Source organism: Polaribacter gangjinensis (assembly GCF_038024125.1).
GTDB classification, from domain to species: Bacteria; Bacteroidota; Bacteroidia; order Flavobacteriales; family Flavobacteriaceae; genus Polaribacter; species Polaribacter gangjinensis.
In genome coordinates this window covers 436,237-463,179 of the sequence record NZ_CP150662.1, presented here as the reverse complement: position 1 = coordinate 463,179, position 26,943 = coordinate 436,237, and the positions used below count along the sequence as shown (strand labels likewise).

The window sequence follows — 26,943 nt, the reverse complement described above, 5'->3', positions numbered from 1 at the left end:
TCGACATCCAAAATAAATCAATGAAAGTCTGTATTGCCGAAAAACCAAGCGTAGCAAGAGAAATTGCTAACATTTTAGGAGCCAACACAAAACGTGATGGTTTTTACGAAGGAAATGGCTATGCAGTTACCTATACTTTCGGACATTTATGTACACTTTTAGAACCCAAAGATTACAAACCTCATTGGAAAAATTGGGATTTGAATAATTTACCTATGTTGCCTGAACGTTTTGATACCAAAGTTACTGGCGATAATGGCATCAAAAAGCAATTCAATATTGTAAAATCATTGTTTGAAAAAGCCGATTTGGTCATCAATTGTGGTGATGCTGGACAAGAAGGTGAACTCATTCAACGTTGGGTGATGAATCAATGCAACTACAAAGGCGAAGTAAAACGTTTATGGATTTCTTCCTTAACAGAAGAAGCCATCAAAGAAGGATTTGAAAAATTAGAATCCTCCAAAAAATACGACAATTTATATTATGCTGGCTATTCTAGAGCCATTGGTGATTGGTTATTAGGCCTAAATGCCACACGTTTATACACCTTAAAATACGGTGGTTACAAACAAGTTTTGTCTATTGGGCGAGTACAAACTCCTACGCTAGCAATGTTGGTAAATCGTTATAAAGAGATTCAAAATTTTAAACCTGAACCCTATTGGGAGTTGCAAACTACGTACAGAAATACGCTGTTCAATTACGAAGATGGACGATTTCAAAACAAAGAAGAAGGTGAAATTTTAGCAGCAAAAGTCAAAGAAAGTGATTTTGAAATTGTATCTGTCAGCAAAAAGAAAGGAACTGATTATGCTCCGAAATTGTTTGATTTAACAGGTTTGCAAGTACATTGTAATAATAAATTCGGATTTTCTGCGGATGAAACTTTACAACTCATTCAAAAATTGTATGAAATGAAAGTGGTTACGTATCCAAGAGTTGATACCACTTTTTTACCCAATGATTTGTATCCGAAAGTACCTGGAATACTATCAAAATTAACGAATTACAGTGAACTAATTCAACCGCTTTTAGGGAAAAAAATCAAAAAAACAACCCGCGTTTTTGACGATAAAAAAGTTACTGATCATCATGCAATAATTCCAACTGGAGTTCAAACCAATTTGCAATATAATCAGCAACAAGTGTATGATAGCATCGTAAGACGATTTATTGCCGTTTTTTATCCTGACTCTGAAGTCGCAAATACGGCAGTTTTAGGAAAAGCTGCTGATGTACCCTTTAAAACCTCAGGAAAAGAAATCATTACACAAGGTTGGAGAGTGGTTTTTGAAACCAAAGAGAGTGCTATTAAAAAAGAAATTTCCGAACAAGCCATTTTACCCACATTTACAGAAGGTGAAAAAGGACCTCACGAACCTTCGTTTTTAGAAAAGGAAACAAAACCACCCAAAAACTTCACTGAAGCAAGTTTATTGCGAGCCATGGAAACAGCTGGAAAACAAGTGGATGATGATGAAATGCGCGAATTGATGAAAGAGAATGGTATTGGAAGACCTTCCACAAGAGCAAGTATTATTGAAACGTTGTTCAAACGTAAATACATAGAGCGTCAAAAAAAATTGGTAATTCCGACACAAACTGGCATTGATTTGATTGATTTGATTGATAATGAATTATTGAAATCAGCAGAATTGACAGGTCTTTGGGAAAAACGTTTGAAAGAAATTGAAAGAGGCGAATTCAATGCAGGCACATTTATCAACAACATGAAAAAAATGGTGGATGAATTGGTGTATGAAGTTCGTTCAAATACAGCTGTGAAAAGAATTTCATCAAACTCACCTGTCATTGCGAATGCAATGAAGCAATCTGAAAATAATAAAAAGATTACTTCGTCCTCACGTCCTCGTAATGACAATAAAAACAAACAACTTGTTGGAAAAAGCTGTCCAAAATGCCAAAAAGGAACTCTTTTAAAAGGATCCTCAGCTTATGGTTGTTCGGAATATAAAAATAGTTGTGATTTTAAAATTTCTTTTGAAATTTTTGGTAAGAAAGTTTCTGAAAATCAATTGATTCGTTTGATTGAAAAAGGTTCAACAACTAATTTGACAGGATTTATTCAGGAAACTGAAAAAGTAGAAGGTTTGATTCGCTTTGATGAAAATTTCAAATTGAAATTTGAACAAAAAATAATTGTTAATGAAATAAAGCAATCTATTAATAAAGAGATTGCTTCGTCTAAAACTCGCAATGACAAAGAAAAAATTCCTTGTCCAAAATGTCAAAATGGAACTATTCTAAAAGGAAAAACTGCTTACGGTTGTTCAGAATACAAAAATGGTTGTGATTTTAGATTTACGTTTGAAAACATCAAACAACTTTCCAATGGAAAACCTTTGACGAAAGAGTTGGTTTTGGAAATTATTTCTTCGTAATTCGTTTGTTTACAATGTTTTTCAAATAAAATTGTTCCACTTTTTCTCTTGCCCAAGGTGTGGTTCTCAAAAATTTTAAACTTGATTTATAATTCGGATTGTTTAAAAAGCATTTTAAATTCAATGTATTTCCCAATGTTTCCCAACCATATTCCAAATACAATTGTTCTAACATAGTGGCTAATTTGATGCCATGCAATGGATTATTAGGTTGTTCAATATTCATTTTAATTTAAGAATTTGCAATGCGTTGTATTTCATCTGAACTAAAAATCTGCTGATTATTTGAGCTATTTGCCAAAATAATCATACAATCTGCAATCTTTTCAGGAGAAATCATTTTATATTTTTCGATATTTCCAACTAATAGCGGATTTAAAAAACCCATGGCAATTTTCCCGATTTTTTCTCCGAATCGAAATTCATTTCTGTTACCTCCAATTAATGAAGGTCTAAGAATATGTGTTTTTTCTATTTGTTCTTTCAACACAGCATTTTCCATTTCTCCTTTTGTTTTGCTATAAAAAACAGCACTTGAAGAATTTGCGCCCATTGAAGAAATTACAATAAATGTTGAAATTCCATTTTGTTTTGACAATTTTGCAGCTGCCACTGGAATTCCAAAATCAATGGCATGATATGTTTCTTTATCTTTGGTTTTTGCTGCTGTTGTTCCAATACAGCAAAATACTTCATCAGCTGTAAAATCATCAGAAAATGAAGGAAAATTTTGTAAATCTACTTGATATTCAGTTACTTTTTTAGATTTAAAAAAGACTTTTTTTCTTGAAAAAAGTTTGATGGATGTGTATCTATCATCCTTTATAAGTTTTTCTAATAAAATACTTCCAGTTAATCCTGTTGCACCTAAAATGATGGCAGTTTTATTCATTATTTATCCAAATCAGGTAATACAAACGCATCTAAAACTGATTTTTTAGCCATCATTTTTTCGATTTCTTCAGTAGTTCTTGGAGCTTCTGCTGATAAATTTACAGGACCGTTTTTAGTTACCAAAATATCATCTTCAATTCGAATTCCTATTCCCCAATATTTTTTATCACATGGACTTCCTATGGGAATATAAATTCCAGGTTCCATAGTAACAATCATATTTTCTTCGAAATTTTCATAATTTCCAGGATCATGAACGTCTAAACCAATGTGATGCGAAGTTCCATGAGGAAAATAATTGTGCTTTTCATCAATAGATTTAATGATTCCTAACTTAAATAAACCTTCGTTAATTATTTTTCTAGCAGCCTGATTTGGTGCTTGCATACTTGTGCCAATAGTGTACAAAGCAATGCCAGCTTCTTGCGCATTATACACCAAATCATAGATTTCTTTTTGTTCTTTTGTGAATTTTCCGTTTGCAGGAATTGTTCTGGTAACATCTGCAGTAAAACCTCTATATTCAGCTCCTAAATCCATCAAAACCAACTCATTACCAACTTGCGTTTGATTATTTTCAACATAATGCAAAATACAACCATTGTTTCCTGCACCCACAATTGAAGGATATCCTTCATACTCTGCACCATACTTTTTATACACAAATTCATGAATTCCTTGCAATTCCATTTCTGACATATGAGGTTTCATAGCTTTCATCACTTCAATTTGACCAATTGCCGAAATTCTGACAGCTTTTGTGATCAATTTTATTTCAGCTTCCGTTTTTATTTCACGCATTGTAGCCAAGTTTGAAGGTAAAAAAGTCAAATCAATATTTGTCTTTGGTTGTAAAGCCAATGTGATTTTTTGTTTGATATCTTTTCTAATAGCATCCGTTTTTGCAGACTTAAATTGTTTGATGAGTTCATCATCCTTAATATCCTCAAATTGAGAAGATAACCTATCAATAATATTGATTACATTAGCACTACTTTCAATTGGAGTTTCAGCAATATTTGTGTACAAATATTCTTTAGGTCTAGACAAAAATATGTCAGGATTATAGCCCGCTTTTTGCTTGAAACTTTTCACCAAATCAAACACATCAGCAGCATCACTTAAATTGCGATAATCATCATTAAATTTTTCAATGAATAATTTATCAAACTTTTTAAAGTCAATGGCATCTTTTATGAAATCTTCTCCATTTTTTGCAAAAGCAAAACCTAATTCTTGCTTTGCACCTTCAATTCCCAAACGTTTTCCATTCCATTGTTCTGCTCTTGCATCACGCTTTTGAACGTATAAAATTTCATTGTATGAATTTCCTTTTTCATCAGTTTGATTTTCTGAAAACAACACCAATACCGCATTTGGTTCTTTGTAACCAGTTAAGTAATAGAAGTTTGGATCTTGATGAAAGATAAAATCCACATCATTTGCTCTATTTCTAACAGGATTTGCAAAAACTACGGCAACTGAGTTTTTTGGCATTTTTGATCGTAAAATATCACGTCTTTCTTTGTGAAATTCTTTGGATAAATAATCTGTGGGAGTTTGTGAAAAACTACAGAAAGTAATGGAAATCAATACGATTGAAAGAAAGTTACGCATATTCATAAAAGTGATTTTTTTGATTGGTTTTCAAATGTACTATTATTTCTATTTTGATAATAAAAATTAACAAAATATTATTGACAACACTTTGTATAATTTTCAATAATTTAGCCAAAAATTTAAGAATTCTATACAATGAAAAATATTGCATTACACGAAGTTCATGAAGGTTTAGGCGCAAAAATGGTTCCTTTTGCAGGTTTTAACATGCCTGTTCAATATGAGGGCGTAACAATAGAACATCATACAGTGCGTGAATCTGTGGGTGTTTTTGACGTGAGTCATATGGGTGAATTTTTGGTTGAAGGTGAAAATGCGTTAGCTTTGATTCAGAAAGTGACTTCTAATGATGCATCAAAATTAGCTATTGGTGATGCTCAATACAGCTGTTTTCCTAACGAAACTGGTGGAATTGTAGATGATTTGATTTGCTATAGAATTAAAGAAAACACGTATTTATTAGTTGTAAATGCTTCCAATATTGACAAAGATTGGGATTGGATTTCTACATACAATAAAGATTTTGGAGCATCTTTACGCAATCTATCTGATGAGTATTCTTTATTAGCCATTCAAGGACCAAAAGCGGTTGAAGCAATGCAATCTTTATCATCTTTAGATTTGGCTGCTATTCCTTTTTACAAATTTAAAGTGGGCGATTTTGCAGGAATTGAACATGTAATCATCTCAGCAACAGGTTATACAGGTTCAGGAGGATTTGAGATTTATTGTAAAAACAGCGAAGTAAAACACATTTGGGATGCTGTTTTTGAAGCAGGAAAATCTTTTGGAATCAAACCAATTGGATTGGCAGCAAGAGATACTTTACGATTAGAGATGGGCTATTGTTTGTATGGAAATGATATAGATGATACCACTTCACCTATTGAAGCTGGTTTGGGTTGGATTACCAAATTCACCAAAGATTTTGTAAATCACGAAGCTTTAGCCAAACAAAAAGCTGACAAACCAACTCGAAAATTGGTGGCTTTTGAAATGGTTGAAAAAAGCATTCCAAGACACGATTATGAAATTGTTGATGCCAATGGAAATATCATTGGTAAAGTAACTTCAGGAACTATGAGTCCAAGTTTGGGAAAAGGAATTGGAATGGGTTATGTTTCCTCGGAATTTTCGAATTTAGATACTGAAATTTTTGTGCAAATCCGTAAAAAAGCCATGCCTGCAAAAGTGGTGAAATTGCCATTTTATAAAGGATAATTTAAGTGAAATTTACTGAAAAGTATGCACAAAGAAATCGAAATAAAGAATAAAATTTCTTTTGAAAATACTATAAAAATAGCACCTTTTGATGTTGCGAAACGTTACACAAAACCTCATGTTCACAATAAATATTTAGAAATTGTTTTTTTTAGTAAAGGAAGTGGATTTCATTATTTAGATTCAAAACCTTTTGAAATCACTACTCCAATTTTGTTTTTTATTCATAAAAATCAAGTACATCATTGGGAAATTGATTCCATTCCAGAAGGTTTTGTCTTCATTATCAAAGAGAGTTTTTTAGAGAATCTAGTTGATAATACAATCCTTTTTCAACTGCAAAAAATCAAAACTCTTAATGAAGTTCATATTGATGAAAATGATGAAATTATACCTTCACTTTTTAAAATGTTGACTTCAGAAATGAAACAACATCCAGTAAACTTTGAGGTAATTGAAAGTGGCATCAAGGCAATTTTATCAAAAATTATTCAATATTCACAAACAGTTTTAACGGTTTCACAACCTTCAATTGAACAACAATTTTTGCAATTGCTATCAGAAAACTTGGTCAATAATGTAGCTTTTTATGCAGAGAAATTGCATACAAGTTCACAAAACCTGAATGCAATTTGTCAAAAATCTTTTCAAAAATCTGCCTCAGAAGTAGTTGCAGATTGGATTGTAAAAGAAATCAAAAGAAAACTATTATATACATCTAAAAACATCAGTGATATTGCTTTTGATTTGAACTTTAAAGATACCTCTAATTTTACAAAATTCTTTAAAAGACATACCAAAACAACTCCGCTTCAATTTAAAAAAACAGCCGTTTTATAAATACCATTTATTTTTCAAATAAACCAAAATAACACTATTTCAGTGGTTAACTTGCGCTTTATTTTTAAACTTAATTTTATTATGTTTTCAAGAAAAACAATTTTAATTGGATTCCTTTTTTTTCAATTTTCTTCCCTTATTTCACAAGTAAAAGGAATTGTTGTTGATGAAGACAATACTCCTTTAGAATATGCCACAGTTGCTATTTACAATCAAACTAATAATGCATTGATTGCAGGAATAGTTACAGACAGTTTAGGCGCATTTTCGTTTACAAATCTTGCCAAAGGCAACTATTTTTTGAAAGTTTCATTTATTGGTTATAATGAAAAAACCATCAATAATATTACGATCAACAACTCTAAAAATATCGTAAATACTGGTACCATTTCTTTGACCTTAGGAACTTCTTTAAACGAAGTTATCATCAAAAGTGAAAGAGCCACAGTTGTTAATAAAATTGATCGTCAAGTATTTGATGCTGAGAAATTTAAAAACGCGCAAGGAGGTTCAGGAATTGATGTCATCAGAAATTTACCATCAGTAACTGTTGATGGTCAAGGTGAAATTAGTGTTCGTGGAAGTTCGGGTTTTGTGCTGTTATTAAATGGAAAACCTATTCAAGGAAATGCTGCAAGTTTATTGGGGCAAATTCCTGCAAATTCTATTGAACGTGTTGAAGTAATCACAGCTCCATCAGCCAAATATGATCCAGAAGGAAAAGCAGGAATCTTAAATATCATCACCAAAAAAGGTGCTTTAGATGGTTCTTTTGCACAAATCAACATCAAAGGTGGTTTTCCTTCAATTGAGACCTATGACAACGCAAATGCACATCAACGTTATGGAATTGATGCAACTTACAATTTGCAAAACAAAGCTTGGAATTATTCATTTGGTGTAAATTATCAACGAAATGATATTGGAGGAAGACGTGAAGGCGATGTTTTTACGATTATCAATAACAAACAAACGCGTTTTCCATCAACTGGAGAGAGAAGTACCAATGAAATTAATTATAGTGGCCGTTTTACAGTTGATTTTACTCCGAATGAAAATAACGAATTTTCTGTGGGATTTTTCGCTGGAAAACGTGATAAAGACAGATTGGCAGACATTGTATATTTTGATAATCATGCTGTAAATCCGCCAAATAGTAACAATCGTTTGTACACTTTTCAATATTTCAATCACAATTTATTGAATCGAAAAAGTGATTTTGCTTTGGGAAGTTTTGATTACAAACATACTTTTGAAAACAAAGCCACCATTTCAACGTCATTGTTATATGAATACACGCTTTTAGGAGGTCCAACCATCAACCAGAATTTAGGTTTTCCTGATGAAACGATTTTGTATCAAGATGAATTCAACACCAATAACAATCCTTTGCATGGAACTCGTTTTCAAGTGGATTATAGTTTTGCCCCTTTTGAAAATGGATTGTTAGAAACTGGATATCAATTCAGAAGTTTGGATCATACAGGAGATTTTGTGTATGAAAGACGCACCAATTTCAATGATCCTTTTCAATTAGTACCAGAGTTTTCGAGTGAAGTAAATTTGAAAAGAATCATTCATTCTGTGTATGGACAATTCACAGGAAAATCAGCAAAATGGGATTATGCTTTCGGAACTCGTTTGGAAATTATGGACAGAACATTGGATTTGAAAGACAAAGCAAATACACTTGATGAGCGATATGAATATGATTTTGCAAAGTTATTTCCTTCAGCTTCAATTCAATATGCCTTGAATGAGAAAACAAATATCAAAGCTGCTTATAGCAAACGTGTAGAAAGAACCACTACTTTTAAGATGAATCCATTTCCAGAACGTGAACATTCAGAAACGTTGGAACAAGGAGACCCTAATTTATTGCCAGAATTTATTGATTTGGTAGAAGTAGGTTTCAATAAAAAACTAAAAGGCGGAAATTCTATCAATGCAACTGCCTATTACAGACATATTAAAAATTTGGTAAACAGAGTAAATACAGTGTATAATGACAGTATTTTAAACCGAATTTACTCGAATGTTGGGAATGCAAATGTAGTTGGATTGGAACTTTCTACGCAATTAAAACCTACTGATAATTGGTCGAATTTCATTGGAGTAAATGTGTACAATTATGCCATTTCAGGCGAGTTTGATAACAGACCTGTGAATTCTGAAACAACAGTGTATGGCATCAATTTAAACAATACGTATTCTTTTTGGAAGAATGCTTCTTTACAATTTACCTTCAATTATTTATCTGAAAGAGTTACTGCACAAGGAGAAGATTCTCGTTTTTATTCACCAAATGTAACCTTTCAAAAATCATTTTTTGAAGGTTCGTTAGTGGCCACTTTACAATGGCAAAATATTGATATGGGTTTATTAAATTCAAACGAACAACGCATTACCACTTTTAGACCTGGTGAATTTTACACAACCACCAATTATATTTACGAAGTTGATGTAGTGATGTTAAACTTAACTTATACCTTTAAAAAAGGGAAAAACAAATCGAAATTTATTGATAGTGAATTTGGAAAACAGGAGTTTTAAAATTTTTTATTGATAATTATAAAATCAAATTCAAAAAAAAAATCCAACTTCAACGTTGGATTTTTTATTTTTATAAAGTATTTTGAAATTTACACATTAAATCTAAAGTGCATGATATCTCCATCTTTTACGATGTATTCTTTGCCTTCTACCCTCATTTTCCCTGCTTCTTTTACTTTAGATTCACTTCCGAATTTTACATAATCATCATAGGCAATGGTTTCTGCACGAATGAATCCTTTTTCAAAATCGGAATGAATAACGCCTGCTGCTTGCGGTGCAGTAGCACCAATAGGAATTGTCCAAGCTCTTACTTCTTTTACACCTGCTGTAAAATAGGTTTGTAAATTTAATAATTTGTAGGCTGCACGAATTAATCTGGCAACACCTGCTTCTTCCAAACCGATATCTTCTAAGAATAATTGACGCTCTTCATAGCTTTCTAATTCAGTGATATCAGCTTCAGTGGCAACTGCCAAAACAATGACTTCTGCATTTTCTTGCGCCACATTTTCTTTTACTAAATCCACATATTTATTTCCTGAAACAGCCGATTTTTCATCCACATTACACACATACAAGACAGGTTTTGCAGTAATGAATTGCAATGGAGTTACAAATTCTAATTCAGCTTCTGTAAATTGAATACTTCTGATAGATTTTCCTTGCAACAAGGTATTTTCGATGTTTAATAAAACATCTAATTCTGTTTGCGCTTCTTTATTGCCTGTTTTAGCAGTACGTTTTACACGCTCTAAACGTTTTTGAACCGTTTCTAAATCTTTCAATTGCAACTCAATATCAATCGTTTCTTTATCTCTGATTGGATTTACAGAGCCATCAACGTGAATGATATTTTCGTTATCAAAACAACGTAAAACATGCAAAATAGCATCTGTTTCACGAATATTTGCTAAAAACTGATTTCCTAAACCTTCTCCTTTACTAGCGCCTTTTACCAAACCAGCAATGTCTACAATTTCTACATTGGCAGGCACCACTCTTTCTGGAACGACTAACTCTTCTAATTTTTCTAAACGTTTGTCTGGCACATTCACCACACCAATATTAGGCTCAATAGTACAAAAAGGAAAGTTGGCACTTTGCGCTTTTGCATTTGATAAACAATTGAATAAGGTCGATTTTCCTACGTTTGGTAATCCTACAATTCCGGCTTTCATGGTTTCGTTTTTTAGCGGTGCAAATATAGTTGAATATTTAAGAATTTGGTGCAAAAAAAATCCCGATTAAAAATCGGGATTGTATTTTCATTAAAAGAAATGATTAGTCTTTGTGCATGAAATTTTGTTTTGCCAACAATTCTTCTTCTGTTTCTACATTGTTTTCATCAGGTACGCAACAATCTACAGGACAAACAGCAGCACATTGTGGTTCATCATGAAAGCCTTTACACTCTGTACATTTGTCTGCAACAATAAAATATATTTCGTCAGAAACAGGTTCTTGAGACTCGTCAGCGTTTACTTTTTTTCCATTCGGAAGAATTACATTTCCAGTAAGACTTGTTCCTTCTTTATATTTCCAATCTTGAGCACCTTCGTAAATGGCGGTATTTGGACATTCTGGTTCGCATGCACCACAATTGATACATTCATCAGTTATTATAATTGCCATGGTTTATTTCTTATAGTTTGTGTAACTTTGCAGCTGCAAAAATAAACCCAAAAATTTTTAGAAACAAATTTAATGGACGTAATAAAAAGCAGATTGGAAGCTTTTAACAAATTAGGACTTTTCTTGGGACAATTTTCAAGATTTGAAATTGTTAAGAACGAATCAGTGCCATATAATGAATTATTTTTTGATGGATTTTTGCATCAATTGAAATTAGCGCAAGAAAAAAACAACTGGTTTACAGAAGATAATCTCTTATTTGCTGTCGAAAATTGGGCAACTGCTCTTCAAAAATCAAATTTAGAAACTTGGATTTCGAAAGAAAATTTGAAAGAAATTTCGCCTAAAAAAGTCGCCATCATTATGGCAGGTAATATTCCTTTGGTGGGTTTTCATGATTTTTTATCGGTTTTGATTTCTGGACATTCAGTGTTGGTAAAACAATCTTCTAATGACAAACATTTGTTGCCTTTTTTGGCAAAATATTTAGAATATGTTGAACCTTCATTAAAAGGAAACATCACATTTACTGATGAAAAATTGACTGATTTTGATGCCATCATAGCCACAGGAAGTAACAATACTGCGCGTTATTTTGAATATTATTTTGGCAATAAACCCAATATTATTCGCAAAAGTCGCAATTCAGTTGCTGTGATTACAGGCAATGAAACTGAAGCAGATTTTGAAAAATTGGCTGATGATATTTTTACCTATTTTGGATTGGGTTGCAGAAGTGTTTCCAAATTATATGTTCCAAGAAATTTTGATTTCAATCTTTTTTTCAATGGAATGTATGGCAAAAAGGACATCATTTACAACGCCAAATATGCCAATAATTACGATTACAACAAAGCAGTGTATTTGATGAGTGAGTTTGATTTGCTAGAAAATGGTTTTTTAATGATCAAAGAAGACGAAAGTTACTCCTCACCTATTGCCACGGTTTTTTATGAATATTATGATAATCTTGTCGATTTAAAAATTAAATTATATCAAGATAGAGAATCCATTCAATGTATTGTTTCTAAAGGCTTTTTGCCTGATGAAATTCCGTTTGGTGAAACCCAAAATCCAAAATTATGGGATTATGCAGATGGTATTAATACGTTACATTTTTTATCCAAAATATGAAAAAAAGTCACAAAGAAACAACGTTAAAACTTTGAAGCTTTGAAACTCTGAAACTCTGAAACTCAAAAACAATGAAAAAACACAATTTTAGTGCAGGCCCTTGCATTTTACCAACATCCGTTATTGAAAAAGCTGCAGCAGCTGTTTTAAATTTTAACGATGATCATTTATCGTTAATTGAAATTTCGCACAGAAGTAAACCTTTTGTAGACGTAATGGAAAAAGCGCGAAAATTGGCCTTAGAATTGTTAGGATTGGAAAACAAAGGCTATCAAGCATTGTATTTACAAGGTGGTGCAAGTTTGCAATTTTTGATGGTTGCTTACAATCTTTTAGAGAAAAAAGCAGCCTATTTAAACACAGGAACTTGGGCAAACAACGCCTTAAAAGAAGCAAAAATATTTGGAGAAACTGTAGAAGTGGCTTCTTCTAAAGATTTAAATTACAGCTATATACCAAAAAATTACACCATTCCAACTGATGTAGATTATTTTCACGTAACTAGCAACAATACCATTTTTGGGACTCAAATGAAAGAATTTCCAGCAACGAATGTTCCCTTGATTTGCGACATGAGTTCTGACATATTTTCTCGTCAATTAGATTTTTCTAAATTCGATTTGATTTATGCAGGCGCACAAAAAAATATGGGTCCTGCAGGTGCAACTTTGGTAGTTGTAAAAGAAGAATTGTTAGGCAAAGTTTCTAGAGCAATTCCATCAATTTTAGATTATAAAGTGCACATTAGCAAAGAAAGCATGTTCAATACACCTCCAGTTTTTTCTGTGTATGTATCTTTATTGACGTTAGAGTGGTTGAGAGATTTAGGTGGCATTTCATTTATCGAAAATGTAAATAATCAGAAAGCGAAATTGTTGTACGACGAAATTGATAGAAATCCGTTATTTGTTGGTTTTGCAGCCAAAGAAGATCGAAGCAATATGAATGTTACGTTCAATTTAGTTGATGAAAAATTCAAAACAACTTTCGATACTTTATGGAAAGAAGCCAATATTAGTGGCATCAATGGTCACAGAAGTGTGGGTGGTTACAGAGCAAGTATGTACAATGCTTTGCCATTATACAGCGTTCAAGCGTTGGTTGATGTAATGCAGGAATTGGAGAGAAGAAGTTAGATATTAGAAGTTAGATATTAAGAATGAAAATATTAGCAAATGACGGCATTTCGAAAAGTGGAGTTGCCTTATTAGAAGAAAACGGATTTACAATTATTACAACAAAAGTGGCTCAAAATCAATTAGCAAACTTTATCAATGAAGAAAAAATTGAGGGACTTTTAGTAAGAAGTGCTACGCAAGTTTCACAAGAATTGATTGAAGCTTGCCCGAGTTTACAATTGATAGGAAGAGGTGGTGTTGGTATGGATAATATTGATGTAGCTTTTGCAATTGACAAAGGTTTGCATGTAATTAATACGCCTGAAGCATCCTCAAATTCTGTTGCAGAATTGGTTTTTGCACATTTATTTGGGATGGTTCGTTTTTTACATATTTCTAACAGAGATATGCCTTTAGAGGGTGATACACGCTTTAATGAATTGAAAAAAGCATTTTCTCAAGGAACGGAATTACGTGGAAAAACGATCGGAATTATTGGTTTTGGAAGTATTGGAAAAGAAGTTGCCAAAATTGCGATTGGATTGGGTATGAAGGTGATTGCCGCTGATACTGAAATTGAAGAAGCGACTATTGAATTGTCTTTTTTCAATCAACAAAAAATGCAGTTTTCTTTAAAAACACAACCTTTAGAGTTATTGTTAAAAGAGGCTGATTTTATCACTTTACACATTCCTGCACAAGAATCATATACCCTAACAGCGACAGAATTTTCTCAGATGAAAAAAGGTGTTGGTATCATAAATACTGCACGAGGTGGTGTTTTAAATGAGGTTGATTTGATCAATGCTATCGAAAGTGGTAAAGTGCAGTTTGCAGGTTTGGATGTTTTTGAAAGCGAGCCAACTCCAGAAATTCAATTATTGATGAATCCTGAGGTTTCTTTAAGTCCGCATATTGGGGCTGCAACCAAAGAAGCACAAGACAGAATTGGTATTGAATTGGCAACACAAATTATTCGTTTATTTAAAAAATAGTTGACTTTTTTAACTTTTAACTCAACAGAATGATTCAAGAAAACATACATAATTTCAAGAAAAAGATTCCTGAAAACGTAACACTTGTTGCCGTTTCTAAAACAAAACCAATTGCTGATTTGCAAGAGGCTTTTGATGCAGGTCAGCGCATTTTTGGCGAAAACAAAGTGCAAGAAATGGTTGAAAAATACGATGTTTTGCCTAAAGATATTCAATGGCATATGATTGGTCATTTACAACGAAACAAAGTCAAATACATGGCGCATTTTGTAGATTTGATTCATGGTGTTGATAGTGTAAAAACCCTTGAAGAAATCAATAAACAAGCTGCAAAACACGATAGAGTTATAAAATGTTTATTGCAAGCTAGTATTGCTGATGAAGAAACTAAATTTGGGTTGACTTTTGATGAAATTAGGGCTATTTTAAAATCAAATGAAGTTGCTTCCATGCAACATATTGCCATTGTTGGTTTGATGGGAATGGCAACTTTTACAGAAGATGAAACTCAAATAAATTCAGAATTTTCATCCTTAAAATCTCTATTTGATGATTTGAAAACTTCCCATCCTACCCTCGAAATTTTATCTATGGGAATGAGTGGAGATTATGAAATTGCCATCAAAAATGGCAGTACAATGATCCGAGTTGGAAGCTCAATATTTGGTCATCGAAATTATATTGTTTAAATTTGATTATCCAAAGAAAGAGAAATTGTACGCAATCGTTGATATTGAAACTACTGGAGGCAAATATAATGAAGAAGGCATTACTGAAGTTGCCATTTATAAATTTGACGGTCATGAAATTGTTGACCAATTTATTTCGCTTGTAAATCCAGAAAAAGACATTCAAGAATTTGTTGTTCGCTTAACAGGTATCAACAATGCTATGTTGCGAAATGCACCAAAATTCTATGAAATTGCCAAACGCATCATTGAAATTACCGAAAATTGTACCATAGTTGCTCACAATGCAAGTTTTGATTACCGAATTTTAAAAATGGAATTTGATAGATTAGGATATGATTTTCAACGAAATACACTTTGTACAGTTGAATTGAGTCAAGAATTGATCAAAGACGAAAATTCGTACAGTTTAGGAAAACTCACAAAATCACTTGGAATTCCGATGTCAAATAGGCATAGAGCATCAGGAGACGCATTGGCAACAGTACATTTATTCAAAATTTTATTAGAAAAAGACACCCAAAAAAGCATCATCAACAAAGCTATTAAATACTTTGATAAAAAGTATGAAAAAGAAAAGTTGAAAAAAATGATTGAAGAAATGCCAGAAGCTTTAGGCGTTTTTTACATTCATGATGCCAATGGTACTGTTATTTTTATGGGGAAACATAAAAATATGAAATCAGAATTGAATCGGGTTTTGATGAAAACAAGCAAACGTGCCCTAAAAATTCAAACTAAAGCACAAACCATCTCTTTTGATACTTTTGGCACAGAAATTTTAGTTCGACTAAAATATTATTTGGAGTTAGACAAACTATCGCCTAAATACAATTTTAAAAAGAAATTCAAATTACTATATGACGATTTCAATCATCCTGATTTTCTGATAATTGACAAAGGAAGAATCGTTGAAGAACATGGAATCATTTTGGTTGAAAACAATGAAATTGTTGGATTTGGTCATACAAATTTGGCGTTTCAAGAACAACATTTACCTATTTTAAGAAAATTAGTAACTCCGATTGAAAACAACGTTTTAGCAAAGCATTTGGTAAAGAGTTATCTGACTAAAAATCGCGTTTCTAAAATTATACGTTTTTAAATGAGAATATTACTAGTTTATTTGGTGCTTTTAGTAAGCACGTTTTCTTACTCCCAAAAAAATAAATCCTCAAAAATAGGGCAAACTTCAGTAAAAGAGTTACAAATGCCTTTTTATGAAAAAGATTCTTCTGCAAGTGCTGTCATTTTATATGAACATGCAAATTTATATACAGATCCAGATAACGATTATAAAACCAGAACTGATTATTATTTTAGGGTAAAAATATTTCATAAAAATGCTTTTGAATTAGCAACTATCAATATTCCATTGTACAAAAAAGAAAAAATTATTGATATACAAGCTATTACATACTCTTTTACTGAAGTTGGAAGTGTCAAAAAAGATTATTTATCACAAAGTGCTATTTTTTCAATAAAAGAAAATGATGATATTCATACTGAAAAATTCACACTCCCTAATGTTACTGAGGGAAGTGTTATTGAATACTCATACAGCATCATTTCTCCTTACACCAAAATTGATGATTGGAATTTTCAGTCTTCGTATTCAAAAATAAAAAGTGAATTTGATGCTGCAATTTTAGGCAACTTTATATATAACGTAAAATTAGTTGGTTTTAAAAAATTAGATAAAAACGAATCTTCAATCAAAAAAAATTGTATTTATATTGACGGACTTGGAGAAGGTGGTTGTATCATTTATTCTTTTGGTATGAATGATGTCCCTGCATTTGTTGAAGAAAAGTATATGTTGAGTAAAAAAAATTACCTTTCCAAAATAACTTTTGATTTAAAAACTGTTACAAATACAAGTGGAATTACAGAAAAATATACCACAACCTGGAAAGAAGCAGATAGCAAATTAAAATCGCAATTTTTTAATAATCAAACCTCTAAAGACAATTATTTTAAAAAAAGACTTCCAGAAAACATTTTTACTATTTCAGATGAATTGCAAAAAGCTACAGAAATTTATCGATTTATTCAAAAACATTATACTTGGAATGGAAAAAATTGGACTAATGAAGAAGCGAAGTTAAAAGATTCATTTGATGAAAAAGTGGGAAATGTTGCTGAAATCAATCTATCATTATACAATAGTTTAAAAGCAGCAGATTTAAATGCCAATTTGGTTGTTTTAGCGACCCGAAATCACGGTATTCCTACAAAGTTATTTCCTGTAATCTATGATTTCAACTATGTAATTGTAAGAATTCAGATTGATGATGAAACCTATTATTTAGATGCAACTGATCCGTTTTTAGCATTTGGGCAAGTCCCAATAAACACATTAAATGGTGATGTTAGAGTGATGGATTTTAAAAATGATGGGTATTGGCAAATGTTACAACCTAGAGACATTTCAGAAAAAATAATAAGCGCTTCGTTAGTTCTTGATGAAAAAGGTGAATTTTCAGGAAATTTAGATTTTAAAACTTCTGGATATTTTGCGCTAGAAAAGCGAAAAAAAATAGCCAATTTAACAAAAGAAGCTTACGTCGATGATTTTGAAAAACAAAATCCAGAGGTAACTATTAGCAATTTTAAAACCGAAAATACAACAGATCTTGAACAAAAGTTAGAAGAGTTCTTTGAAATATCAATTTCTATGGACGAAGATTTAACAGATAAAATTAGACTAAATCCATTTTTATTTGAAAGACTTGATGAGAATCCTTTTAAATTAAAAGAACGATTATATCCTGTTGATTTTGCGTTCCCTTTTAAAGAAACCTATAAATTGACATTAAAAATTCCTGAGAATTATTCCATTACTTCTTTGCCAAAAAATAAATCAATTGCGTTGCCAAATAATAGCGGGATTTTGATGTTTAAGATTGCAGAAAATGAAGGAACATTACAAGTGTATTTGAATATTAACATTCGAAAAAAAATATTCAGAAGTGAAGAATACACCGCTTTAAAAGATTTTTTTAATCAAATAATCACAATTCAAAGACAATATATTGTTCTTGAAAAAAGAAACAACTAAATGATAGTCTTTCTTTTGCAATTTTATGAATACGTCATTTGGCGTATTTTTTTTTTATATATTTAACCTGATTTTTGTTATATATCAATTTTTAAGAGTATCAACCATGAAAAAAATATCGTTAGTAATTGCTAGTTTGTTCCTTTCAGTGGGCATTTTTGCACAAGAAGATTTTGGAACAGGATTAAAGTTTGATCAAAGATTGTACGAAGAAACGCCACAATCTGTTCCGTTAATTACCCGAAGTTTTGAGGCTTTGCCAAAATCTTTCAGTTTAAAAGGTTATGCTCCCACTCCACAAAGTCAAGGAAGACAAGGTTCTTGTGTTGGCTGGGCAAGTGCTTTTGGTGCGAGAACCATTGCAAATGCTATCAAAAATAATTGGCAATACAATACGTCAATGATCAATCAAAATACATTTTCACCCGCTTTTGTATACAATCAAATCCGTGTAAACAATAATTGTGAAGGCGCTTATATTGAAAATGCCATGAAATTATTAAACACTTATGGTGCTGCAAAATTAAATGAATTTCCTTACACCGATCAAAACTGTACTTCTACACCTTCATCTTATGTTTATTCATCTGCAAGTCAGCATAAAATTATTACTTATGAACGTTTAGCAAGATGGGATAACCCTGTAAATTTGGTTGGCAAAGTTAAAAAAGCCATTTCAACTAAAAATCCTGTAGTAATTGGTCTGTTTCAATACAATAGTTTGATTTTAGATGCCAATAAAGTATGGATTCCGAATACAGGCTCTAATGGTCATGCCATGGTTGTAGTAGGTTATGATGATAATATGGCTGGTGGTGCTTTTGAAATTATGAACTCTTGGGGTACTTCTTTCGGTAATAATGGATTTTTCTGGATGCGATATGCCGATTTTGAGCGTCAAGTAAAAACTGCTTATGTCTTGATTGATAAAAGTGATGAAAACAACAACAACAACAACAACAATAACAACAATAATAACATTAACATCAATAATAACATCACTGTAGTTTCTAATAAATTAGGAGGTGAATTAACCTTAAAATTAAGTACTGGTGAAAATATGCCCATCAAATTATCTGAAGGTGCTACCAGAAACTTTAATATTGTAAAAGCTACAAACAGTACCTATAAAGTAACTACTTCATACACATCAGGAACACAATTTAGAATCTATTTGAAAAGCAAACAACGTGGTTATGTATATTTAATTGGATATGGCTCATCAGACAAATCAGTAAATAAATTGTATCCATTTGATAATTTTTCTGACTACTTTAATTATGTAGATAGCGAAATTGCATTGCCAAATGAAGATTATTTCATTGAATTTGACAACAAACCTGGAAGAGATATTTTGTGTGTTTTGTATAGCAAAGAAAAATTAAATATTGATGATATCGTAAACAAAGCACGATCAAGTTCTAGCGATTTTGTATCGAATGTAAAAGGTGCTTTATCATCAAGCATGTTTAAAGGAACAGATGTAACTTTTAGTAGCTCTAAAATTTCTTTTGATGCCTCATCTAAAAGTACGTCAGAAAAAGTTGTTCCAATTTTTATAGAAATGAACCATCAATAAAAATCAAAAAAATGAAAATCCTAAAAAACAATCTACTCCTCTTTTTTTCAGTAATATCGTTTCTTGGATTCGGCCAAACGTATGTTTATCAAGAAGAATTTGACAGTACCAATGGTTGGCCAACAGGTAATAATGAAACTCGAGAACTGAGCGTTTATAACGGACGCTATTATTTTGAACACAAAAGAACTACAGATTCTTGGCGAGTTACCACTTCAGATTTTGCACTTTCTAACAGTGATGATTTTGAAATTCAAACTTCAATTCAAAAAATTTCAGGCGTACAAGATTATGGAATTTCATTTTTATACGATTTTAAAGATGAAAAAAATTATAAAGAATTCGGGATTACTGCCAATGGTTATTATAGAGTGGCAGAAAATGTAGATGATAAATATTCAACTTTACAAGCTTGGACAACTTCTTCTAATTTAAAAACAGGAAATTACGGTACTAATGATTTAAAAATAACCAAAAAAGGTTCAACAGTAACATTTTACATCAACAACAATTATGTGTATAGTACCACGCATAAATCAATTGTTGGTAAAAAGTTGGGGATTCAGTTGTATAGAAATCAAAAAATATCCATTGACTATTTAAGAGTTACCAAAACTAGTGCTACTATTAATAACAACACATCTGGAGAAACAATTCTTTTTGATGGCTTTAATGACAATAACAACAATTGGGCTACTCAAAATAACAGTGACGTTACTCTTGAAATAAAAAATGGTGGCTATGATTTTGATCACAAAAGAGACAATGGTGGTTGGAATACCACTTATGAGAAAATAATCGATACCAATAGAGATTTTTATATAGAAGGTTCATTTTTAAAAATGACAGGAGTCCAAGATAGAGGCTTTGGACTTATTTTTGGTAGAAAAGATAATGACAATCAAAATGAGTTTTTTATCTCTGGAAATGGAATGTACTATATTCAACAAACCTCAAACGGAACTTCTACTGCAGTAAAAGGTTGGACAAGTGCAAGCCAAATTAAAACAGGAAATAATCAATACAATTACCTTAAAATAGAAAAGAAAGGAAATGCCTTGAATTATTACATCAATAGTACATTAGTTCATACGCAATACTCTCCTACTTTTTATGGTGATAGAACTGGATTTATTGTCTATGGTCGTCAAAAAATATCAATTACTTATTTAAGTATGAGATACATAGGTACCAATAATAATTACAACAATAACAACAATAACAATTTTAATAATAATATTGGTGAAAGTATCTTATTTGACGATTTTACCTCTAATGGTAATAATTGGAGTAGTGTTTATCAAAATGATTATGATTTATACATTACCAATGGTAAATATTATTTAGATCATAAATTGAATGAAAAAGGTAGAATAACCTATATCACAAGAGAGTTCGATAACTCTAAAGATTTTGAAATTGAGACTAAATTACAACATGTTTCAGGTGATACAAACTCACCCTATGGAGTTTTGTGGGGTAAAAAAGACAGTAATTATTTTCAATTTTTAATCACAGCAACTGGATATTATAAAGTTAACAGAGTCATCAATAATCAAAGTGAAGATATCATAAAATGGACAAAAACTTCTACGATAAATGAAGGTGATGGCCGTGAAAATTCTGTAAAAATTACTAGAGAAGGTGATTATTATAAATTTTATATCAACAATACCTATGTTACTCGTATTGATTTTGAAAACTTCTTTGGAAATGAAATTGGTTATTCTGTTTATTACAGACAAAAAATTGCCATTGATTACCTGAGTATCAAAGGAATGAAGGAGAACACTAATAACATAATTGTTACTAATGATGCCCTTAAAATTCCTTTATACGACGATTTTTCATCTAATAAAAACAACTGGAATTTAGAAAATGCAGATGATTATTCGCTAGATCTTACTGGAGGAAAGCTCATCATGCATCGTAAAAAAGAAGGTGGAATTTTTATCAGTAGAGATGTAGATATTGATGATACTAAAGATTTTATCATAGAAACCTCTATCGGAGAAATCAACACTTCTACAGGTTGGTATGGGGTTACTTTTGGAAGAAAAAACTCATCCAATGAATTTAGTTTTTTACTTTCAGGAAATGGAAATTACAAGTTTAGAAAGTTTGACAATGATGTCTACAAAGAAATCATTCCCTTAACTTTTGCCTCCTCCATAAAAACCGGAAGCAATGCAGAAAATGTTGTAAAAATTGTAAAGTCAGGTTCGTTGATTCGTTTTTATATCAATAATACTTATGTAAATGAAGCCCCTTTTCAACGCTTTTTTGGAAATAAATTTGGATATACCATTTATCACGATCGAAAAATTGATGCTGATTATTTAGACATTAAATACCAATCAGAAAGCTTTAACAATCCTCCTGTAATTGTAATTACAGACCCTGTTGTTGAAGAAGTTAGAGGATTTAAAATTGTAGAGGCAAATACAATTACTGTTCGTGGAAAAGCGTCTGATATTGACGGAATTTTTTCAATAACTGTAAATGGTAAAGAAGCCACCGTTTCTGAAAACGGAACTTTTGTTGCGAATGTGCCTTTAGGTTATGGTAAAAACGATTTGATTGTAAAAGCAACTGATTTAAAACAAGCCTCATCAACAAAAAGTTTTGTCATCAAACGCAATTCGCCAGAAGTAATTAATAATAACGTAACAATTAACGATACTAAAGAAACTTTAGATATTGGTTTTGGAAAATATTATGCATTGATTATTGGAGTAAGTGATTACGAAGATGAAAGTATTCAAGATTTAAATGGGGAGCCAACTAAAGATGCACAAGCTTTAGCAGATGTACTCATAAGCAATTATAGTTTTGATAAACAAAATGTTACGATCTTAAAAAATCCAAAAGCCAATGACATCATCAAACAATTTTCTATCCTGAAAAATAAAATTACTAAAAACGACAACTTGGTTATTTTTTACGCAGGTCATGGAAATTATGATCAAGTAAGTGAAAAAGGTTATTGGATGCCTTCTGATGCTCAAATGGAATTTGAATTGAATGTAATTTTAAATACAAGTATCGTTACTCTCATTAAAGCCATCAATTCAAGACACACTTTATTGATAGCAGATGCATGTTTTAGTGGAAGTATTTTGGTTAAAAATAGAGATTTTAAAACAGCCTCAAAAGCCGTTCAGAAAAAATACGAATTGCCAAGTAGAAAAGCCATCACAAGTGGAACTTTAACAACAGTTCCTAACCAAAGTGTATTTATGAAATATCTTTTGAATAGATTGAGAGACAACACAGACAAATATATTTCTGCAGGACAATTATTTAATAAGATTGAGGATGCTGTAATCAACAACACAACAGGAGACAATCAACCACAATATGCACCTATTGGAAATACAGGTGATGAAGGAGGAGATTTTATTTTTATTAAAAAATAATTAAGTAAGTAAACTTTCAATTTTTTTATTACTTTAGCTCTTGATACAACATATGAATCAAGAGCTTTTAATTTTACAGTTTCAGCAACAAGATGTGCAAGCTTATGAAAAACTTTACAATGCTTATTGTAAAAGTATTTCAGGAGTTATCAATACTATCGTAAAAGATGTTGAGGTAACTGAAGAAATTACGCAAGATGTGTTTTTAAAAGCTTGGAATAATGCGGCATCCTATTCCCCAAGCAAAGGTCGTTTTTTCACGTGGTTATTGAACATAGCACGAAATGCTGCTATCGATTATACCCGCTCAAAAAAATATAAACAGTCTCAACAAAACCAAACTTCTGATTTTTTCGTAGATATACTTGAAACACACGATGATTTAAATAGTAGCACCAATGCTATTGGTTTAAAAGAAATGGTGGAAAAATTGGGAGATACTTGTAAATCTTTGATTGAGCTATTGTATTTTAAAGGATATACTCAAGTAGAAGCTTCAGAAGAATTGAACATGCCTTTGGGTACTATAAAAACAAAAAACAAATCATGTATTGGGCAATTACGCTCAGTATTGGGAGTATAAAATGAATATAGAAGAATACATAGCATCTGGAATTTTAGAACTGTACGTTGCAGGTTCGCTTTCTGAAAAAGAAAACGAAGAAGTACATGCTGCAATTCAAAAATACCCTGAGTTGTTAGCAGAAGTAGAGTCCATAGAAAAAGCGATTCTACAATTAACTGCTGCAACTTATCAAGGCGAAGTTTCTTCATTTGATTCTATAAAAAATCAATTGATTTCAAAAGAACCAAAAGTAATTCCGATTCAAAAATCATCCAACTGGAAATCTTTTAGTGGTTGGGCTGCAGCAGTACTCCTTGGAAGTATGTTGATTTATACTATTTCTCAAAATAAACAATCAACTTCAGAAATTGTATCGGAAAAAGAGGCTTTAGAAGCGCAAATTGAAAAAGCAAAAAACAGTTTGGCAGAAAAAGAGAAACTGTTAAATATTTTAAGAGATAAAGATATTATTTCAGTGCCTTTAGCTGGACAAGTTGCCTCTCCAAATTCGTATGCAAAAGTATATTGGAACAAGAAAACCAATAATATCTATTTAGATGCTAAAGGATTGCCTCCACCTCCAAAAGGAAAAGTGTACCAGGTTTGGTCACTAAAAATAACCCCATTAACACCCACAAGTTTAGGTACTTTAGACACTTTTACAGCAAATAATACCAAAATTTTTGCAATTGAAAATCCGAATAACTCTGAAGCCTTCGGAATTACTCTAGAACCCGAAGGTGGTAGTGAATCGCCATCTTTAGATCAATTGTATGCTCTAGGCGCTGTGAATTCGTAAGAAAATTTCTTTTAAAATTGAGAGTTTGTATTTTATACTTTAAAAAATTTACTTCTTAAACATAAAATATACCGCTAAAATCAAAAAAACAAAAGAAATTAAATGATTGGTTTTAAAGGTTTCTGTTTTAAAAAATATCAAAGTGAAAACTGCAAAAACGACCAAAGTTATTACCTCTTGAATCACTTTTAATTGCAATAAACTAAAAGGTCCTCCATTTTCTGAATATCCAAGTCTGTTGGCTGGTACTTGAAAAACATATTCAAATAACGCAATTCCCCAACTGATAAAAATAATGGCAACCAAACCTAGTTTTTGAAACCACTTCCATTCTGTAAATTTCAAATGTCCATACCAAGCCAATGTCATAAACGAGTTGCTAATAATTAATAAAACAATGGTTAAAAATCCTTTCATTTATTTTACTAACTTATAAAATTGTTCAATATTCGATTGTTTTCCTTGAATATAAACTCTGTCTCCTTGCAATAAAACATCATCAGGCTGAATGTTTTGCATCAACATTTCTTTGCGTTTGATTCCTAAAATATTAATTCCGAATTCTACTCTCAAGTTCAATTCTTTTAGTGGTTTTCCTAAAAACTGATTACTATCTGCAGACATACTTACACAAGTAATATTAAAATCGACCAAATTATTGGGTTTAAAAGTGGTAGGTTTTTTCAATTCACCCTTAAATAGTTGATAATTATCAGCCCTAACCTTCTCTACAATTTGATCAATATCATCTTCAGGTACTAAAAAATTATGCAATACATGGGTAAAAATTTGAACAGAAGTTTCAAACTCTTCAGGAATAACTTCATCTGCACCTAAGGCAAACAACTCCGAAATTTCTTTTACAAATCGTGTTCTAACTACCAAATACAAAGAATCTGAATGTTTTCTAATATTTTTTACCACTTGTTTAGTAGCCTGATTGTCTGAAATTGCAATTACAGCAGCTCTTGCATTTTGAATGTGCACTGTTTCTAAAATATGATCGTGAGTAGCATCTCCAAAAATTATAGGCAATCCTTTTGCTCTTTCTCTCTTTACAATCTCTGCATCAAATTCAATTACAATAAAAGGTATATTACTGGTGGTTGCTGCTTTTGCTAAATTACTTCCATTTACCCCATATCCGATAATAATTAGGTGATTCTCAAAATTTTCATGAATGGTAATTTCATCATTATTTACGTTTAGTAAGTTGGATTGTATTCCTAATTTTTCAGAAACCCCCACTAATTTATTAGCAATTGCATCAGAATATATGATTACAAAAGGAGTCAATAACATCGAAACAATTGAAATTGATAAGAAATATTGATTTGTTTCTACATCTAATAACTGATTGTCAATACCAACTTTTGACAAAATAAATGCAAATTCCCCTACTTGAAACAAGGATAAACCTGTAAGTATAATTGTTCTTGGAGGATATTTAAGAATTGCTACTGCCAGAGATGCAATGATTGATTTTACGATAAAAACCACAAATACTAAAGATAAAATAACCCAAATGTGTTTGATGAAAAAACTCAAATCAAGTAACATTCCTACAGAAACGAAAAAGAAACTTGTAAATAACTCTCTAAAAGGTAAAATAATGCTAGTTGCTTGATGACTGTATTCTGATTCAGAAACAATTAGTCCCGCAATAAATGCTCCTAAAGCCAATGATAGTCCTGCCTCAGAAGTTAGAAATGCTACTGCAAAACAAAGTGTAATTGTTACTAATAAAAACAATTCTTTGCTATTGGTTTTTGCAACGGCATGCATCAATTTTGGTACTATATAGCGTGCACTGACAAAAGTAATTATTAAAACTACTAATGTTTTGATCACTAATGACGAAATACTTAACCAAATATTAGAAGATTCACCTGCCATTAAAGGTGTAATCAACATCATTGGTACTACAATAATATCTTGAAAAATTAAAATTGCAAGTGCATTTCTAGCATGTGCTGATGAAATTTCTTGGCGGTCTTGCAAGGTTTTTAATACAATGGCCGTACTCGATAAAGAAAACAAAAATCCTACAAAAACAGCTTCATTCCAAGAATTTCCTAAATAATAATAAACAAAAGCTGCCACTAAAACAGTTATTCCTACTTGAAAAAATCCTCCAATAAAAACAGTCTTTTTTATGGAAATTAACTGCTTGATTGACAGCTCCATACCAATAACAAAAAGCAATAAAATAACTCCGATTTCTGAGAGGATTTCTACTTCTTCAACGGCTTTTACCAAACTAAATCCATAAGGACCAATTAGCACCCCTGTAATTAAAAAACCAATGATTGATGGCAATTTTAAACGTTGCAATACAAAAACAATCATTACTGAAAAACTCAGTAATACTAGCATATCATTTAGTAAGGGTAAATGCATAGAAATTTATAGATGT

Annotated in this window: 21 protein-coding genes; 14 read left to right on the top strand and 7 right to left on the bottom strand. The window is 31.5% G+C overall.

The window, feature by feature from the left end:
• Positions 1–20: 20 nt before the first annotated feature.
• Positions 21–2,405 carry a type IA DNA topoisomerase gene (locus WHA43_RS02005; RefSeq protein ID WP_105045497.1) on the top strand — a complete coding sequence of 795 codons (2,385 nt, stop codon included), beginning with the start codon at positions 21–23 and terminating at the stop codon, positions 2,403–2,405.
• Here WHA43_RS02005 and WHA43_RS02000 read toward each other — a convergent pair.
• From WHA43_RS02000 to WHA43_RS01990, 3 genes are read right to left on the bottom strand one after another with little or no spacing between them, the layout of a single operon-like run.
• The gene (locus WHA43_RS02000) at positions 2,392–2,631 is read right to left on the bottom strand and encodes a VF530 family DNA-binding protein (RefSeq protein ID WP_105045496.1); all 240 of its coding nucleotides are present in this window, start codon (positions 2,629–2,631) and stop codon (positions 2,392–2,394) included. The genes WHA43_RS02005 and WHA43_RS02000 overlap by 14 nt on opposite strands.
• A 6-nt stretch (positions 2,632–2,637) precedes the next feature.
• Complete coding sequence (locus WHA43_RS01995; RefSeq protein ID WP_105045495.1) at positions 2,638–3,297, bottom strand: NAD(P)H-binding protein; 660 nt, start codon at positions 3,295–3,297, stop codon at positions 2,638–2,640.
• The gene (locus tag WHA43_RS01990; protein WP_105045494.1) at positions 3,297–4,922 is read right to left on the bottom strand and encodes an aminopeptidase P N-terminal domain-containing protein; all 1,626 of its coding nucleotides are present in this window, start codon (positions 4,920–4,922) and stop codon (positions 3,297–3,299) included. The genes WHA43_RS01995 and WHA43_RS01990 overlap by 1 nt, the downstream gene beginning before the upstream one ends.
• A 132-nt stretch (positions 4,923–5,054) precedes the next feature.
• Here WHA43_RS01990 and gcvT point away from each other — a divergent pair, with 132 nt between their 5' ends.
• From gcvT to WHA43_RS01975, 3 genes are all read left to right on the top strand, one after another.
• Positions 5,055–6,140 (top strand): glycine cleavage system aminomethyltransferase GcvT, encoded by a 1,086-nt coding sequence (gene gcvT / locus WHA43_RS01985; RefSeq protein WP_105045493.1) that lies wholly within the window; start codon positions 5,055–5,057, stop codon positions 6,138–6,140.
• 24 nt (positions 6,141–6,164) lie between these two features.
• A complete protein-coding gene (locus tag WHA43_RS01980; protein ID WP_105045492.1) occupies positions 6,165–6,980 on the top strand; it encodes an AraC family transcriptional regulator in 816 nt (271 codons plus the stop codon).
• An 81-nt stretch (positions 6,981–7,061) separates the two neighbouring features.
• Positions 7,062–9,533: a TonB-dependent receptor domain-containing protein gene (locus WHA43_RS01975; protein ID WP_105045491.1), complete on the top strand. Its 2,472-nt coding sequence runs from the start codon at positions 7,062–7,064 to the stop codon at positions 9,531–9,533.
• 89 nt (positions 9,534–9,622) lie between these two features.
• Here the strand turns inward: WHA43_RS01975 and ychF are convergent, their stop codons facing one another.
• Together ychF and WHA43_RS01965 are read right to left on the bottom strand one after the other, a co-directional pair.
• Positions 9,623–10,714 carry a redox-regulated ATPase YchF gene (gene ychF, locus WHA43_RS01970; RefSeq protein ID WP_105045490.1) on the bottom strand — a complete coding sequence of 364 codons (1,092 nt, stop codon included), beginning with the start codon at positions 10,712–10,714 and terminating at the stop codon, positions 9,623–9,625.
• Positions 10,715–10,817: 103 nt separating this feature from the next.
• Positions 10,818–11,168, bottom strand: coding sequence for a 4Fe-4S dicluster domain-containing protein (locus WHA43_RS01965; RefSeq protein ID WP_105045489.1), 351 nt, complete (start codon positions 11,166–11,168; stop codon positions 10,818–10,820).
• A 72-nt stretch (positions 11,169–11,240) separates the two neighbouring features.
• Here WHA43_RS01965 and WHA43_RS01960 point away from each other — a divergent pair, with 72 nt between their 5' ends.
• From WHA43_RS01960 to WHA43_RS01915, 10 genes are all read left to right on the top strand, one after another.
• Positions 11,241–12,302: an acyl-CoA reductase gene (locus WHA43_RS01960; protein ID WP_105045488.1), complete on the top strand. Its 1,062-nt coding sequence runs from the start codon at positions 11,241–11,243 to the stop codon at positions 12,300–12,302.
• Positions 12,303–12,373: 71 nt separating this feature from the next.
• On the top strand, positions 12,374–13,438 hold the full coding sequence (serC, locus tag WHA43_RS01955; protein WP_105045487.1) for a 3-phosphoserine/phosphohydroxythreonine transaminase: 1,065 nt from the start codon (positions 12,374–12,376) through the stop codon (positions 13,436–13,438).
• Between the two features lie 23 nt (positions 13,439–13,461).
• Positions 13,462–14,415, top strand: coding sequence for a D-2-hydroxyacid dehydrogenase (locus WHA43_RS01950; RefSeq protein ID WP_105045486.1), 954 nt, complete (start codon positions 13,462–13,464; stop codon positions 14,413–14,415).
• A gap of 29 nt (positions 14,416–14,444) precedes the next feature.
• Positions 14,445–15,104, top strand: a complete 660-nt coding sequence (locus WHA43_RS01945; RefSeq protein ID WP_105045485.1) for a YggS family pyridoxal phosphate-dependent enzyme — start codon at positions 14,445–14,447, stop codon at positions 15,102–15,104.
• 25 nt (positions 15,105–15,129) lie between these two features.
• Positions 15,130–16,209 carry an exonuclease domain-containing protein gene (locus tag WHA43_RS01940; protein ID WP_105047250.1) on the top strand — a complete coding sequence of 360 codons (1,080 nt, stop codon included), beginning with the start codon at positions 15,130–15,132 and terminating at the stop codon, positions 16,207–16,209.
• Positions 16,210–18,165, top strand: a complete 1,956-nt coding sequence (locus WHA43_RS01935) for a DUF3858 domain-containing protein (RefSeq protein ID WP_105045484.1) — start codon at positions 16,210–16,212, stop codon at positions 18,163–18,165.
• Between the two features lie 106 nt (positions 18,166–18,271).
• Positions 18,272–19,744: a C1 family peptidase gene (locus WHA43_RS01930; RefSeq protein ID WP_170039491.1), complete on the top strand. Its 1,473-nt coding sequence runs from the start codon at positions 18,272–18,274 to the stop codon at positions 19,742–19,744.
• Positions 19,745–19,755: 11 nt separating this feature from the next.
• The gene (locus WHA43_RS01925; RefSeq protein ID WP_105045482.1) at positions 19,756–23,163 is read left to right on the top strand and encodes a caspase family protein; all 3,408 of its coding nucleotides are present in this window, start codon (positions 19,756–19,758) and stop codon (positions 23,161–23,163) included.
• A 52-nt stretch (positions 23,164–23,215) separates the two neighbouring features.
• Positions 23,216–23,746: an RNA polymerase sigma factor gene (locus WHA43_RS01920; RefSeq protein WP_105045481.1), complete on the top strand. Its 531-nt coding sequence runs from the start codon at positions 23,216–23,218 to the stop codon at positions 23,744–23,746.
• A gap of 1 nt (position 23,747) precedes the next feature.
• Complete coding sequence (locus tag WHA43_RS01915; RefSeq protein ID WP_105045480.1) at positions 23,748–24,527, top strand: anti-sigma factor; 780 nt, start codon at positions 23,748–23,750, stop codon at positions 24,525–24,527.
• A gap of 48 nt (positions 24,528–24,575) precedes the next feature.
• On the opposite strand, the gene WHA43_RS01910 is transcribed toward WHA43_RS01915, so the two are convergent.
• Positions 24,576–24,944 (bottom strand): DMT family protein, encoded by a 369-nt coding sequence (locus WHA43_RS01910; protein WP_105045479.1) that lies wholly within the window; start codon positions 24,942–24,944, stop codon positions 24,576–24,578.
• Complete coding sequence (locus WHA43_RS01905) at positions 24,945–26,903, bottom strand: monovalent cation:proton antiporter family protein (RefSeq protein ID WP_226742904.1); 1,959 nt, start codon at positions 26,901–26,903, stop codon at positions 24,945–24,947.
• Positions 26,904–26,943: the final 40 nt, after the last annotated feature.

Bases quoted from the DNA above. Each gene is read 5' to 3' on its own strand.
- WHA43_RS01965 (WP_105045489.1), bottom strand. From the start codon at position 11,168: ATGGCAATTATAATAACTGATGAATGTATCAATTGTGGTGCATGCGAA.
- WHA43_RS01930 (WP_170039491.1), top strand. From the start codon at position 18,272: ATGAAAAAAATATCGTTAGTAATTGCTAGTTTGTTCCTTTCAGTGGGC.
- WHA43_RS01910 (WP_105045479.1), bottom strand. From the start codon at position 24,944: ATGAAAGGATTTTTAACCATTGTTTTATTAATTATTAGCAACTCGTTT.
- WHA43_RS01960 (WP_105045488.1), top strand. From the start codon at position 11,241: ATGGACGTAATAAAAAGCAGATTGGAAGCTTTTAACAAATTAGGACTT.
- WHA43_RS01905 (WP_226742904.1), bottom strand. From the start codon at position 26,903: ATGCTAGTATTACTGAGTTTTTCAGTAATGATTGTTTTTGTATTGCAA.
- WHA43_RS02000 (WP_105045496.1), bottom strand. From the start codon at position 2,631: ATGAATATTGAACAACCTAATAATCCATTGCATGGCATCAAATTAGCC.
- WHA43_RS01975 (WP_105045491.1), top strand. From the start codon at position 7,062: ATGTTTTCAAGAAAAACAATTTTAATTGGATTCCTTTTTTTTCAATTT.
- WHA43_RS01980 (WP_105045492.1), top strand. From the start codon at position 6,165: ATGCACAAAGAAATCGAAATAAAGAATAAAATTTCTTTTGAAAATACT.
- WHA43_RS01950 (WP_105045486.1), top strand. From the start codon at position 13,462: ATGAAAATATTAGCAAATGACGGCATTTCGAAAAGTGGAGTTGCCTTA.
- WHA43_RS01935 (WP_105045484.1), top strand. From the start codon at position 16,210: ATGAGAATATTACTAGTTTATTTGGTGCTTTTAGTAAGCACGTTTTCT.
- WHA43_RS02005 (WP_105045497.1), top strand. From the start codon at position 21: ATGAAAGTCTGTATTGCCGAAAAACCAAGCGTAGCAAGAGAAATTGCT.
- WHA43_RS01925 (WP_105045482.1), top strand. From the start codon at position 19,756: ATGAAAATCCTAAAAAACAATCTACTCCTCTTTTTTTCAGTAATATCG.
- ychF (WP_105045490.1), bottom strand. From the start codon at position 10,714: ATGAAAGCCGGAATTGTAGGATTACCAAACGTAGGAAAATCGACCTTA.
- WHA43_RS01945 (WP_105045485.1), top strand. From the start codon at position 14,445: ATGATTCAAGAAAACATACATAATTTCAAGAAAAAGATTCCTGAAAAC.
- serC (WP_105045487.1), top strand. From the start codon at position 12,374: ATGAAAAAACACAATTTTAGTGCAGGCCCTTGCATTTTACCAACATCC.
- gcvT (WP_105045493.1), top strand. From the start codon at position 5,055: ATGAAAAATATTGCATTACACGAAGTTCATGAAGGTTTAGGCGCAAAA.
- WHA43_RS01915 (WP_105045480.1), top strand. From the start codon at position 23,748: ATGAATATAGAAGAATACATAGCATCTGGAATTTTAGAACTGTACGTT.
- WHA43_RS01990 (WP_105045494.1), bottom strand. From the start codon at position 4,922: ATGAATATGCGTAACTTTCTTTCAATCGTATTGATTTCCATTACTTTC.
- WHA43_RS01995 (WP_105045495.1), bottom strand. From the start codon at position 3,297: ATGAATAAAACTGCCATCATTTTAGGTGCAACAGGATTAACTGGAAGT.
- WHA43_RS01920 (WP_105045481.1), top strand. From the start codon at position 23,216: ATGAATCAAGAGCTTTTAATTTTACAGTTTCAGCAACAAGATGTGCAA.